Raw genomic sequence first — 13193 nt, 5'->3', positions numbered from 1 at the left:
GGGCTATAACTCTCCTGTCATCATGGCAGCGACTATACTCACTGCATCTTTCGTTTCTGCTACATCGTGAACGCGAATAATACGTGCACCTTTGCTCGCTGCCAAGGTTGCAGCAGCAATACTAGCCGCCAATCGTTGTTCCACCGGCTTGCCTGTTACTTGCCCAAGCATGGATTTTCGCGACATACCAACTAATAAGGGTAACTCCAATTCATGCAACGCCTGTAACCGCTGCAAAAGCTCATAATTATGCCGTACGCTTTTGCCAAAACCAAAGCCAGGATCGAGTAAAATGCGTTCTCGAGAAATGCCCGCATCGGTGCAAGCACGCACCCGTGCAGCAAGGAAGTCTTTCACCTCTACCACTACGTCGCCATACTCTGGCTTGTGTTGCATGGTTCGAGGCTGTCCTTGCATGTGCATAAGGCAAACCAATGCGTTCGTCGCAGCCGCCGCCTCTAATGCACCAGGCTCCTGCAGCGCCCGTACGTCGTTGATCATGCGCGCACCGGCGTTCACCGCCTCGGCCATTACCTTGGGTTTACTGGTGTCGATAGATACCGGTGTAGCGAAGCGAGCAACGCAGCGCTCAATTACTGGAATTACCCGCTCAAGCTCTTCCTGTTCACTCACATTGGGAGCACCCGGCCGGGTCGACTCACCACCAATATCGAGCCAGTCGGCACCCTCGGCTACCATCTGCTCAGCTTGCTTAAGAGCAGAGTCGATATTGTTAAATTTGCCACCATCGGAAAAAGAGTCTGGGGTTACGTTTAAAATGCCCATAACTTCCACGTTAAACTGCGACACTGGCATACGTTCTGTCCTCGTTATTCTATTTCACTATTTCAAGGCGCTAGTTTACAAAGCGACTAGACAAAAAAATACCCCGCGAACGGGGCATTTTTAGCTTAACGCAATTTAGCTTGCGGGCGACTCACCTGGCTTGTCCAAGTTTAGTGGTTTACCTGCAGGCTTTTCGTCACTTGCGGTATTACCACCAGTACCGCCCTTCGAGGAGTTATCGTTATTGTCGTGCCAGTTTTCCGGCTCACGTACTTCCCGACGCTCCATTAAGTCGTCAATTTGACCGGCATCAATGGTTTCATATTTCATTAACGCGTCTTTCATTGAGTGCAAAATGTCGATGTTATCTTCGAGTATTTTCTTCGCGCGATTGTAGTTGCGGTCGATAATTTCCCGAATTTCAGCGTCGATGGCCTTCATGGTTTCATCAGACATTTGCTTATTCTGTGCCACTGACCGGCCAAGGAATACTTGCCCTTCGTCTTCTGCGTACAATAGCGGCCCCATTTTTGTTGATAAGCCCCACTGAGTAACCATTTTGCGCGCAATTTCAGTGGCGCGCTCAATATCGTTCGACGCGCCAGTCGTTACTTTTTCCTCGCCATAAATAATTTGCTCAGCTAAACGGCCACCATAGAGGCTCGACAACATACTTTCCAAATGTTGCTTGCTGTGGCTCCAACGGTCCTGCTCTGGCAAATACATGGTAACACCCAGCGCGCGGCCACGAGGAATGATGGACACTTTATAAACTGGGTCATGATCCGGTACCAATCGACCAATAATAGCGTGGCCCGCTTCATGGTAGGCCGTCATTTCTTTTTCTGCTTCGGTCATTACCATCGACTTGCGCTCAGCGCCCATCAATATTTTGTCTTTCGCTTTTTCAAATTCCGCCATAGACACCATACGGCGGTTGTCCCGCGCAGCAAAAAGTGCAGCTTCGTTTACCAAGTTGGCCAGATCTGCACCGGAGAAGCCGGGAGTACCACGAGCAATCAGCGCAGGCTCAACATCGTCGGCTAAAGGCACTTTACGCATGTGCACTTTCAAAATTTGCTCACGGCCACGTACGTCTGGCAGGCCAACAGTTACTTGGCGGTCAAAACGACCGGGCCGTAACAATGCGGGGTCAAGCACGTCTGGGCGGTTTGTTGCGGCAATAACAATAATACCTTCGTTGCCTTCAAAGCCGTCCATCTCAACCAGCATTTGGTTCAAAGTTTGCTCACGCTCGTCGTGCCCACCCCCAAGGCCTGCGCCCCGTTGGCGACCTACCGCGTCAATTTCGTCGATGAAAATAATACATGGCGCTGCTTTTTTCGCTTGTTCGAACATATCGCGCACACGCGAAGCACCCACACCCACAAACATTTCAACGAAGTCAGAACCCGAAATAGTAAAGAAAGGAACCTTTGCTTCACCCGCAACCGCTTTTGCAAGCAACGTTTTACCCGTTCCCGGCGGTCCAACCATAAGCACGCCTTTCGGAATGTGGCCACCTAAACGCTGGAATTTTGAAGGATCGCGTAAAAAGTCGACGAGTTCTGCAACTTCTTCTTTCGCTTCTTCACAGCCTGCTACGTCGGCTAACGTTGTTTTCACTTGGTCTTCGCTCATGAGGCGCGCTTTACTCTTACCAAAGGACATTGCGCCTTTACCACCACCGCCTTGCATTTGACGCATGAAGAAGATCCACACGGCAATAAGCAGTAACATGGGGAACCATGAAATAAAAATAGTACCGAGTAGCGAGCGCTTTTGCGGCTCCACAAACTGCACCTGAACATTCCCTTGCGTGAGCAGTTCATTTAACAGATCGGGATCTTGGTTCGGCATAATGGTACGAATTTGTTCACCACTACGCTTAGTTCCGGTAATCAGCCGCTCTGACTCATTAATGGTGACTTCACGAATATCGCCACGATTCACATCGCTTACAAATTGCGAATATGCGTAAGACCGAGAATCGGAACTACTCGGATTAAAGCCCTGGAATACACTCATTAGCACTACAGCAATGACCAACCAGAGAATGAGATTCTTAGCCATATCGCTCAATGTCGTTACCTCTCAATACTAAAATATCGTTACAGACTACTATAATTTGAAGCCCGTAGCCACCAGATACACCTCGCGTGAGCGAGCTCTCGATGAGTCTGGCTTACGCACTTTTACCTGTTTGAACATACTTCGAACATCTTTTAAAAATGCGTCAAAACCTTCACCTTGAAATACTTTGACGGCAAAAGCGCCATTTGGTTTCAATACTTGCCGACACATGTCGAGGGCAAGCTCAACCAAATACATTGACCGGGGAATATCAACGGCTTCATTACCGCTCATATTCGGCGCCATGTCCGACAATACTACATCAACGTTGGCGCCGCCGATTCGGTTCAATAATGCTTTCAAAACTGTTTCTTCCCGAAAGTCGCCTTGTAAAAATTCCACTCCGGGTAGCGAGTCCATGTCGAGAATATCACAAGCAATCACTTCGCCCTTTCCGTCTTGCAAAGCCGCCACATACTGCGACCAGCCTCCGGGAGCAGCACCTAAGTCAACGACAATCTGGCCCGGTTTTAATAGCCGATCCCGCTTTTGAATTTCTTCAAGTTTGAACACCGCGCGTGAACGGTAACCCGCTTTCTGTGCTTTTTGCACATACGGATCGTCAAAATGTTCTTTTAACCATCGGCGACTACTCGCCGAACGCTTTTTTCCACCCACAAATAATCCCCTTTACGCCGCACTTAACTGAACGTGCTGGCTCAACGTACTAGATGGGGGTAGAATACCGTAAATTCAACGTCGACGGCAGTCGATAACAGCGTAAAATCGGAAAACAAATGCAATTAACGAACAAACAGAAACAGTTTCTCAAAGGCGAAGCGCATGCCCTTAAACCTGTAGTACAGCTCGGTGGCAATGGCCTTACCGAAGGTGTGTTAGCGGAAATAGAGCTTGCCATTGAACATCACGAGCTTATTAAAGTAAAAGTACCAGAAGAAGATCGTGATCTCAGAGCCGCTATTTTAACCACAATAGCGACCCATACCGGAGCGGGCTTGGTACAAACTATTGGTAAAATCGGTGTTTTTTATCGCCCAGCGAAAGAACCGAAAATACGTTTACCCCGGGGCTAATACTAGGGCGAATTTGTTCCCGCGCCTACTTCCCGCAGGTTTACATAGGCGCTACGCTTACCGAATTCCCTCGTTCACAATAAATTATGGCGTTGAGTGCTCATTTGAGTGCTCTACGTTTCTTTCAATTCGCTGCAAATGATTGAGAATTACGTCAACAAGGTCGCGCCGCTTCAACAATTCACCGTCGTCAATCAACCACATTTCTATGAGTAACTCGGCCGCAATCTGAGAGTCTCCAAGGCTTGTGCGTTTCAGTATGGTTTGCGCCGCTAAGCTAGCCGCTACCGCTCGTTGCTTGTAACTATTGTCGTTTTCGCCTTTGTTGTAATTAGCAGAACCCTCACCAAGCACCAATTCCGGTGGCACTTTTAACATTTCCTTCGGGCGGAAAAAAGCGTCAACGGAAAGCCCACGCGCGAAAAAGGCTTCTGCAATTTGCTTCACCGGCACCGTGTCATTGCGCTTCCAATTATTGTAACTCGACGGGCTAACATTGAGCCAGCGAAGTATATCTGCGCGCTTATTGCTTCCCACTAAAATGGCTAAACGCGCCATTGCATCGTCTAGAGTTAACGCTTGTGGCTTGATTTCAGGCCTTCCCTGTGGCTTACTTTGCTTATTAATATTCATTTGAATAACCACCCTTTTCAAATGACTTATTTTTGAATTAAAATTGAACTCATATTAAGGGAAAATATGGATAAGAAGCAAATCAAAATGGAACTTGGCCAACGCGGTTATGATCTGAGTATGCTTGCGGAAGCAATTAACAAAAGCCCTTCCCTAGTGTCTAAGGTGCTTTCCCGCCAAGCACGTTCAAAGCGCGTTGCCGAAGCCGTTGCAAGCGTACTCGAGAAGAACATCGCCGAGGTGTTTCCAGACGTGCCGGAGTACCAACATCAAATACCCGCAAAATCGCGGGAGCGCGCTGCGCGCGTAGAAGAGTTGCGCGCCAAATTACAAGTCGACACAAACGACTAGCCAGCACCAACAAAAAACGGTGCAAAGAGCACCGTTTTTCACTATCGAGCTGGAATGTAAAGCTTACCGGTGAGCCACACTCACAATTTCGTACTCTACATCGCCACTTGGTGTTCCTACTATTGCGACGTCGTCGACACTCTTACCAATAAATGCACGTGCTAAAGGTGAGTTCACCGAAATTAAATTTTGCTTAATGTCGGCTTCATCGTCGCCCACTATCTTATAGGTTACTTCCTCATCGGTTTTCGTGTTATACGCAGTCACGGTCGCACCAAATATAACGCGGCCTGTTTCCGGTAACTTGCTCACATCAATAATTTGCGCATTCGACAGCTTCGCTTCAATTTCTTGAATACGACCTTCGCAAAAACTTTGTTGCTCACGGGCTGCGTGATACTCAGCATTTTCTTTCAAGTCGCCATGCTCTCGGGCATCGGCGATAGCTTGGATGATTTTCGGTCGTTCTTCGCTCTTTAAGCGTTTAAGTTCAGCGCGAAGGGCCTCGGCCCCCGCTACTGTCATTGGAATTTGATTCATGCGTCTAATACTCGTTTGTGTAAATCCTGAACAGAGCTCACACGAGCTCTGTCGTCGACGGTATGGGCCTTCACCGTAGCAAAACCTGCATTTAAGGTGATGGTGTATATAACATTATTCAAGAGCGCTTCACGGCGAATATAAACCGAATCGGTGATTGCTTGGCGCCCTTCCACTGTGTTCACAATATAGCTATATTCGCCGTTTTTAATCGCATCTACAATGTTGGGTCGCCCTTCTTGCAACTTGTTCACCACAGAACACTGAATTCCGGCGTCTTTCAGTGCCGACGCGGTTCCGCGTGTCGCCTCTACAGTAAAGCCAAGCGATATCAGTCCACGGGCAAGGTCTATCACCTTGCGCTTGTCACCGGGCCGCACAGACAACAAGGCCTTACCTTTGCGCGGTAACGCCTGACCACAAGCCAAATTCGCTTTCGCATAGGCTTCTTCAAAGCTCTCACCAACACCCATGACTTCGCCCGTAGAACGCATTTCCGGTCCGCGAATAGGGTCAACGCCTTGGAATTTCGCAAATGGAACCACTACTTCTTTTACGGAGTAATAAGGTGGAATGACTTCTTCAGTAATACCCTGCTGCCGCAAGCTTTGGCCGGCCATAACCCGCGCAGCCACCTTCGCTAATGGGACCCCTGTAGCTTTCGACACAAAGGGCACCGTACGCGCGGCACGCGGGTTCACTTCAATCAGATAAATTTCATTGTTCTGAATAGCGAACTGGGTATTCATTAAACCACGCACATTTAGCTCAAAAGCGAGTTTACGAACCTGCTCACGGAGCTCATTTTGAATCACGTCGCTGAGTGAATATGGAGGCAATGAACAGGCGGAGTCGCCAGAATGCACACCCGCTTGTTCAATATGCTGCATAATACCACCAATCAGCACATCTTTACCGTCGCAAATAGCGTCAATATCTACTTCAATGGCGTCATCGAGGAAGCGATCGAGTAATACGGGAGCGTCATTCGACACTTTCACTGCTTCGTTGAGGTATCGTCGCAGATCCGGTTCATCGTAAACAATCTCCATTGCTCGCCCGCCCAGTACATAAGAAGGGCGAACAACCAGTGGAAAACCAATCCGACGCGACTCTAAAATAGCTTGGTCGTAATTGGTTACAGTGGCGTTTTCTGGCTGCTTTAAACCCAGCCGAACCACTGCATTTTGGAAACGCTCACGGTCTTCTGCACGGTCAATCGCGTCGGGTGAGGTACCAATAATAGGTACGCCGTTGGCCTCTAACGCGCGGGCTAATTTTAGCGGTGTTTGCCCGCCGTATTGAACGATCACGCCTTTCGGCTTCTCAATACGAACAATTTCCAGTACGTCTTCTAAGGTAATCGGTTCAAAATATAAACGATCAGAGGTGTCATAATCTGTCGATACGGTTTCTGGATTACAGTTCACCATAATGGTTTCGTAACCGTCTTCCCGCATGGCTAACGCAGCATGCACACAGCAGTAGTCAAACTCAATACCTTGTCCAATCCGGTTCGGCCCACCGCCGATCACCATGATTTTTTCTCGATCGGACGGACGCGCTTCGCACTCTTCATCGTAGGTAGAATACATATAGGCGGTTTCAGACGCGAACTCGGCAGCACAGGTATCAACCCGTTTGTACACAGGGAAAATTGAGAACTGTTCACGGAGTTTACGTATTTCTTGTTCGCCTACGTCGAGAATGTTCGCTAATCGTTCGTCGGCAAAGCCCTTGCGCTTCAAATAACGCAGCGCATGCGCGTCTAAGCCGGCTAAACCTAACTCTCTTACTTCAGCTTCGAGCGCTACAATTTCTTCAATTTGCACCAAATACCAATGGTCAATTTTGGTCAGTTCATAAACTTCCGCAACGGTCATGCCGAACCGAAACGCGTCGCCAATGTACCAAATACGCTCAGCACCCGGCTCTTTCAGCTCTCGAATAATTTTCGCACGCGCTTCATCTTCGTCACTCAAGTCTACAATAGGATCAAAACCAGAAGCGCCGAGCTCTAGGCCGCGCAGTGCTTTTTGCATCGACTCTTGGAAGTTCCGACCAATCGCCATAACTTCACCAACCGATTTCATTTGTGTGGTTAAACGGTCGTTTGCACCGGCGAATTTTTCGAAGTTAAAGCGAGGGATCTTGGTCACCACATAATCGAGCGCGGGCTCAAAAGACGCAGGTGTAACGCCACCGGTAATTTCGTTTTCTAATTCGTCTAGGGTGTACCCGACCGCAAGCTTGGCAGCAACTTTGGCAATTGGAAAACCGGTAGCTTTAGACGCCAACGCAGACGAGCGGCTCACCCGCGGGTTCATTTCAATAATCACCATGCGGCCGGTTTCTGGGCAAATACCGAACTGAACGTTAGAACCGCCGGTTTCAACACCAATTTCACGCAATACCGCCATCGAGGCGTCACGCATAATCTGGTACTCTTTGTCGCTCAACGTTTGTGCCGGTGCTACGGTAATAGAGTCGCCGGTATGAATGCCCATGGGGTCAAAGTTTTCAATGGCACAAACAATAATGCAGTTGTCATTTTTGTCGCGCACCACTTCCATTTCGTATTCTTTCCAGCCAATCAACGATTTATCGATCAACAATTCGTTGGTACGTGAAAGGGCCAAACCACGGCGACAAATCTCTTCAAACTCTTCTCGGTTATACGCAATACCGCCGCCGCTGCCGCCCATGGTAAACGAAGGGCGAATAATACAGGGATAACCGACCCGTTCCAGCACGTCAAAAGCTGCGTCCATACTGGTGGCGATTTCTGCTTGTGGTGTTTCTAATCCGATCGCTTTCATTGCCTTGTCGAATCGGTCACGGTTCTCCGCTTTGTCGATGGCGTCGGCGGTTGCGCCAATCATTTCCACACCGTATTTTTCCAACACGCCGTGCTGATCAAGTTCAAGTGCACAGTTCAATGCTGTTTGTCCGCCCATGGTCGGCAAAATAGCGTCCGGCTTTTCAATGGCAATAATTTTTTCTACCACTTCCCAATGAATAGGTTCAATGTAAGTGGCGTCGGCCATTTCTGGGTCGGTCATAATGGTGGCAGGATTTGAGTTCACCAAGATTACTCGGTATCCCTCTTCACGCAGCGCTTTGCACGCTTGCGCACCCGAATAGTCGAATTCACACGCCTGACCAATCACGATAGGGCCAGCGCCAATAATCAAAATGCTTTTTATGTCTGTACGTTTTGGCATAGTTCGGCTAATTCCTTACGAGTTGACCTGCGCATGTTGACCTGCAGAGGAGTGAGCGTGCATAAGTTCAATAAAGTGATCAAACAAGGCCGCCGCGTCGTGCGGGCCAGGGCTAGCTTCTGGGTGGCCTTGGAAACCAAACGCTGGCTTGTCGGTCCGGTGAATGCCTTGCAATGAACCGTCAAACAGCGATTTATGCGTTGCTTGCAACTGTGTGGGTAACGTCGCTTCGTCAACGGCAAAACCATGGTTTTGGCTCGTAATCATAACCGTACCTTGGGCTAAATCGACCACTGGATGGTTCGCACCATGATGGCCAAATTTCATTTTGCTGGTTTTCGCGCCCGAGGCTAAAGCCAATAACTGGTGCCCTAAGCAAATTCCGAAAAGCGGCAAATTCTTGTCGAGGAACGTTTTAATAGCCTTAATGGCGTAATCACAAGGTTCTGGATCGCCCGGGCCATTCGACAAAAACACACCGTCTGGGTTCATAGCCAGCACGTCGCTTGCCGGCGTTTGCGCGGGCACAACCGTTACTTTACAGCCGCGGTCTACCAGCATGCGGAGAATGTTGTATTTCGCCCCAAAATCGTATGCAACCACATGAAATTGATGCTCAGTCGGAACCTCAAAGCCAACCCCTAGCTGCCATGCGCCTTCTTTCCAAACAAAAGACTCATTGCAGGTTGCAACTTTGGCCAGGTCCATGCCGGCCAAGCCTGCAAAACCCCGGGCTGCGGCTAAAGCGTCTTCTACCGGTGCTTGTTGATCATGACTGTAGGTCATCACACAACCACTTTGCGCGCCAGTTTCGCGCAAACGCAAGGTAAGGCGGCGAGTATCGATATCGGCAATACCCACTACGCCGTTTGCCTTAAGGTAATCGGGTAAACTTTGCTGACTGCGAAAGTTACTGGCAATCGGCGAACAGTCTCGAATGACAAGCGCCTTCGCCCACACCCGGTCAGACTCACGATCTTCTGGAGTGGTGCCGTAATTGCCAATATGGGGATAAGTGAGGGTAACGAGTTGTTCTGCGTACGAGGGGTCGGTAAGAATTTCTTGGTAGCCGGTCATGGCCGTATTGAAAACCACTTCACCAACAGCCTGTCCATCAGCGCCAATGGCGCTTCCATGAAAAACAGTACCGTCAGCGAGAACCAAAATAGCTTTGCGTGCTGTCTTGCTCGCTTTAATGCTCAAGGGAACCTCCGAACATAAAAAAACGGGCAAGTTGCGTCTACTTCCCCGTTTTAACACCGTATCTTATGCAAGTTGCGTCACCTATGACTCTAACAAAAAACTCAGCAGAATCATAAAACTCAACACTTACACAGTGAGCTTGCCGGCGTTCGGCAAATTGTTACTATTTTACGAAAATTATGCTCTGCCGTCCACCCTCAGCACGTCGGTCATAGTATAAAAACCTGCGCTTTTTCCTTGCATTTGTTCATTCACTAAGCTTTGTTCACTCACTAAGCTTTGCCCACTCACCAACCAAAGCGCTGCGCGCAACGCGCCGTTGGCAAAGGTGGCCCGCGAAGCCACGCGGTGAGTAAGTTCAAGGCGTTCACTACCGGTAACCAAATAAACAGTATGTTCACCCACAATGTCGCCGGCCCTTAACGTCGCAAAACCTATCGACCCCTGCTGATAAGGTTCGCTATTATTGCGGTTATATTCGGCCACTTCGCTTATGGATTGCCCGCGTCCACGAGCCGCTGCGTCACCTAACAAAAGCGCCGTGCCACTGGGCGCGTCTTTCTTCGCCGTATGGTGCGCTTCCAGAATTTCAATGTCCGCCTCAAGGCCAAGCATTGCACTCGCCTGTTCAACCAGCATGGACAAAATATTAATACCGACACTGGTATTGGCTGCATACACCAAGGGAATTTGCTGAGCAACACGGTGTAACATCGCCTCTGTTGACGCGCTTAAACCTGTTGCACAAATGACCGCCGGGATTTGCAGTTTACTGTACTGCTGTACACGATCGCTCAACCCCTCGGGTAGAGCGAAGTCGACTATAACGTGGGCCCCATTAAAATCAGAAAAATCACTCTTTAGCACCACATTACAAGCCGCTTCACCCAGCAATACGGCCGCGTCTATACCCACACTAGCAGAGTTTTCATGCGTTAATGCCGCCACGAGTTCCGCCGACGGATGAGAAAGAAGCGCACGAATGACCTCACGCCCCATGCGGCCTGATGCACCAACTACCGCTACTTTTATTTTTGCCATGCTTTAACCGCTCTCAATATCAGTTACAGATGTGGTGGCACTATATCAATTCTGGGCTCTTGCTTCATCGTTTTCCAGTAAGCCTTCTTGGTAAGCTATCACGCGGCTTACCACCATATCGCCCGTTACATTGGTTGCCGTTCGCATCATATCAATAATGCGATCAATTGCGGCTATAAAAGCAATACCTTCGAGCGGCAATCCTACAACAGATAGAGTAACCGTAAGCATAACTAAAGCCGACCCCGGCACACCAGCGGTGCCTAACGAGGCCAAAGTTGCGGTGAATACAATCAGAAGATACTGCTCCCAACCCAGCGTTATACCGTACAATTGAGCAATAAATACGGCGGCAATAGCGGGGTAAATACCTCCGCATCCGTCCATATTAATGGTGGCGCCAAGCGGCAGTGAGAAACTTGCATACTTGGGTGATACCGCTAATTTTTCGGTGGTGGTTTTGAGTGTCGACGGTAAGGTTCCATAACTGCTCGATGTTGAATACGCTATGAGTTGGGTAGGAAAAACCGCCTTGAAGAACCTCACCACGCTCATGCCACCAAAAAAGCGAATTAAACTGCCATAAACAAGTACAATATGAAGCAAGCAAGCCAGATAAATAGCAAAAATAAACATGGCTAAGGGTTTCAGTACATCGAGACCAAAATTACCCATCACCCACGCCATTAAGCCAAATACGCCAATTGGCGTGAGCTCTAACACCCAGCGGGTCAGTTGAAACATCACCTCGCGGGCCGACTCAAAGCCACGTTTAAGGGGGACTACTTGAGATCCGAGCGTATTTAGCGCAAGCCCAACTAACACTGCGAACACAATAATTTGCAGTACATTACCTTCCGCCAAAGCAGCAAACGGATTACGTGGAATAATATGCAATAACACTTGCGACACCGGCGGAATATCACGTGCAGCCTGCTCTACCGCGTTGAGCTCTTGGGCGGGCGAAAGGTCGATGAGCTGTGCCACTGAAAGGCCTATTAGGCTAGCCAAAAATGCAGTAAATACGAACAAAGCAACGGTTTTACCCGCCAAACGTGCAAAACCTTTTTCCGCTCCAAAGCTAAACATCGCACACACAATAGTAGTGAAAATAAGCGGGGCCACGAGCATTTGAATTGCGCGAATAAATAACTGGCCCAACGGCTCTAGGCTCACACCTATGTTGGGTGCAACTAAACCCAACCCAGCACCAATGATGAACGCACCGAGCACGCGTTGCCAAAACGGAATTTTAAACCATAGAGCCAGCATAACGGGACTTGCCTCAGTTAAAACAATTAGAAAAAGAAAGAGCCGCGTACCATAACCAGTACGCGGCTCTTCTCAAATTCGATTTTGTTCTGACTTATAGCACTTTGATTGCGCCGAAACTAACTGGCTTCGCGCGCCGCAAAGCTTGGCCGTTGGCAGTTCGGCAGCTCGCCTTGCTGGCGGCGTTCCTGGTAAAGCGGCATTACCGATGGAACGTGTGTTCCTAGGTCACGAATACGGCTTTCGGGGGCCGGGTGCGTTGACAGTAACTCAGGGCCACTACCGCCGCCTGCCGCCGCCATGTTCTGCCACAATTTAACGGCCTGCTCCGGTTCAAAACCCGCTTGCGCCATAAGTTCCAAACCGATTTGGTCTGCTTCCGACTCATGCTTACGGCTAAACGGCAACATAACCCCCACTTGCGCACCAAGCCCTAGCGCCGCCATTAACAGGGCTCGTTGATCGTTTGGACGATCCATAAGCAGAATTTCGGCGCCAATCAGTGCACCAGAAATTACAATGTTACTGCTCATCCGCTCGCCACCATGCTCCGCCATAACATGCCCAATTTCATGGCCCATTACCGCAGCTAATTGGTGTTGATTTTCGGCCAGCTTCATCATGCCCGTATAAACACCCATATAGCCGCCGGGTAGCGCCCAAGCATTGATGGTGTCTTCTTCAAACACTGCAACCTGCCAGTCGTAATCTCGATATTGTTCTGGTAGAACCGCAACAATAGCATCGGTAATGCACTGCGCATAAGCATTAAGCTCCGGGTCATCGGTTACTTTGCCTTCAGCTTTCATTTGCTGAAAAGACGCCCGACCCATTTCATTCAGCTGGCTACCACTCATGAAATTGAGGGTGGAGCGCCCGGTTGGCGATGTGCTGCATGCCGCAATGGCAATCGCACATGCAGTTGCCACTATGCCTTTAATAATATCCATTATTACGCTCTCCACCCAATCCAACA

Annotated in this window: 12 protein-coding genes; 2 read left to right on the top strand and 10 right to left on the bottom strand. The window is 49.2% G+C overall.

What is annotated here, in order from left to right; all coding sequences use genetic code 11:
- Window positions 1–3: 3 nt before the first annotated feature.
- The 3 genes from folP to rlmE form a co-directional block, all read right to left on the bottom strand.
- Window positions 4–816 carry a dihydropteroate synthase gene (gene folP, locus DQW12_RS08140; RefSeq protein ID WP_157957881.1) on the bottom strand — a complete coding sequence of 271 codons (813 nt, stop codon included), beginning with the start codon at window positions 814–816 and terminating at the stop codon, window positions 4–6.
- Window positions 817–921: 105 nt separating this feature from the next.
- Window positions 922–2868, bottom strand: coding sequence for an ATP-dependent zinc metalloprotease FtsH (gene ftsH / locus DQW12_RS08135; protein ID WP_113907370.1), 1947 nt, complete (start codon window positions 2866–2868; stop codon window positions 922–924).
- A gap of 39 nt (window positions 2869–2907) precedes the next feature.
- Window positions 2908–3537 carry a 23S rRNA (uridine(2552)-2'-O)-methyltransferase RlmE gene (gene rlmE, locus DQW12_RS08130; RefSeq protein ID WP_113907369.1) on the bottom strand — a complete coding sequence of 210 codons (630 nt, stop codon included), beginning with the start codon at window positions 3535–3537 and terminating at the stop codon, window positions 2908–2910.
- Window positions 3538–3656: 119 nt separating this feature from the next.
- Between rlmE and yhbY the strand changes: the two genes are divergently transcribed.
- Window positions 3657–3953 (top strand): ribosome assembly RNA-binding protein YhbY, encoded by a 297-nt coding sequence (gene yhbY, locus DQW12_RS08125; protein ID WP_113907368.1) that lies wholly within the window; start codon window positions 3657–3659, stop codon window positions 3951–3953.
- Between the two features lie 84 nt (window positions 3954–4037).
- Here the strand turns inward: yhbY and DQW12_RS08120 are convergent, their stop codons facing one another.
- Entirely contained in the window at window positions 4038–4586 is a 549-nt protein-coding gene (locus tag DQW12_RS08120; protein WP_113907367.1) for a hypothetical protein, read from the bottom strand.
- Window positions 4587–4652: 66 nt separating this feature from the next.
- Here DQW12_RS08120 and DQW12_RS08115 point away from each other — a divergent pair, with 66 nt between their 5' ends.
- Entirely contained in the window at window positions 4653–4937 is a 285-nt protein-coding gene (locus tag DQW12_RS08115; RefSeq protein WP_113907366.1) for a helix-turn-helix domain-containing protein, read from the top strand.
- A 63-nt stretch (window positions 4938–5000) separates the two neighbouring features.
- On the opposite strand, the gene greA is transcribed toward DQW12_RS08115, so the two are convergent.
- From greA to DQW12_RS08085, 6 genes are all read right to left on the bottom strand, one after another.
- Entirely contained in the window at window positions 5001–5477 is a 477-nt protein-coding gene (gene greA / locus DQW12_RS08110; RefSeq protein ID WP_113907365.1) for a transcription elongation factor GreA, read from the bottom strand.
- Window positions 5474–8701, bottom strand: coding sequence for a carbamoyl-phosphate synthase large subunit (gene carB / locus DQW12_RS08105; RefSeq protein WP_113907364.1), 3228 nt, complete (start codon window positions 8699–8701; stop codon window positions 5474–5476). Before carB ends, greA begins: the two co-directional genes overlap by 4 nt.
- 15 nt (window positions 8702–8716) lie before the next feature.
- Window positions 8717–9904, bottom strand: coding sequence for a glutamine-hydrolyzing carbamoyl-phosphate synthase small subunit (carA, locus tag DQW12_RS08100; RefSeq protein ID WP_113907363.1), 1188 nt, complete (start codon window positions 9902–9904; stop codon window positions 8717–8719).
- Between the two features lie 177 nt (window positions 9905–10081).
- Window positions 10082–10945 carry a 4-hydroxy-tetrahydrodipicolinate reductase gene (dapB, locus tag DQW12_RS08095; RefSeq protein WP_113907362.1) on the bottom strand — a complete coding sequence of 288 codons (864 nt, stop codon included), beginning with the start codon at window positions 10943–10945 and terminating at the stop codon, window positions 10082–10084.
- 45 nt (window positions 10946–10990) lie between these two features.
- A complete protein-coding gene (locus DQW12_RS08090) occupies window positions 10991–12217 on the bottom strand; it encodes a dicarboxylate/amino acid:cation symporter (protein ID WP_113907361.1) in 1227 nt (408 codons plus the stop codon).
- 119 nt (window positions 12218–12336) lie between these two features.
- Window positions 12337–13167, bottom strand: coding sequence for a M48 family metallopeptidase (locus DQW12_RS08085; protein WP_232819929.1), 831 nt, complete (start codon window positions 13165–13167; stop codon window positions 12337–12339).
- Window positions 13168–13193: the final 26 nt, after the last annotated feature.

The sequence above is a fragment of the Aliidiomarina celeris genome (assembly GCF_003316875.1).
Classification (GTDB): Bacteria; Pseudomonadota; Gammaproteobacteria; order Enterobacterales; family Alteromonadaceae; genus Aliidiomarina; species Aliidiomarina celeris.
The sequence above is the reverse complement of the archived record's forward strand: the minus strand, read 5'-3'. Positions and strand labels throughout refer to the sequence as shown.

Excerpts from the sequence above, each read along its gene's own strand:
- DQW12_RS08090 (WP_113907361.1), bottom strand. The coding sequence starts at position 12,217 with ATGCTGGCTCTATGGTTTAAAATTCCGTTTTGGCAACGCGTGCTCGGT.
- DQW12_RS08085 (WP_232819929.1), bottom strand. The coding sequence starts at position 13,167 with ATGGATATTATTAAAGGCATAGTGGCAACTGCATGTGCGATTGCCATT.
- yhbY (WP_113907368.1), top strand. The coding sequence starts at position 3,657 with ATGCAATTAACGAACAAACAGAAACAGTTTCTCAAAGGCGAAGCGCAT.
- carB (WP_113907364.1), bottom strand. The coding sequence starts at position 8,701 with ATGCCAAAACGTACAGACATAAAAAGCATTTTGATTATTGGCGCTGGC.
- folP (WP_157957881.1), bottom strand. The coding sequence starts at position 816 with ATGCCAGTGTCGCAGTTTAACGTGGAAGTTATGGGCATTTTAAACGTA.
- DQW12_RS08120 (WP_113907367.1), bottom strand. The coding sequence starts at position 4,586 with ATGAATATTAATAAGCAAAGTAAGCCACAGGGAAGGCCTGAAATCAAG.
- greA (WP_113907365.1), bottom strand. The coding sequence starts at position 5,477 with ATGAATCAAATTCCAATGACAGTAGCGGGGGCCGAGGCCCTTCGCGCT.
- DQW12_RS08115 (WP_113907366.1), top strand. The coding sequence starts at position 4,653 with ATGGATAAGAAGCAAATCAAAATGGAACTTGGCCAACGCGGTTATGAT.
- dapB (WP_113907362.1), bottom strand. The coding sequence starts at position 10,945 with ATGGCAAAAATAAAAGTAGCGGTAGTTGGTGCATCAGGCCGCATGGGG.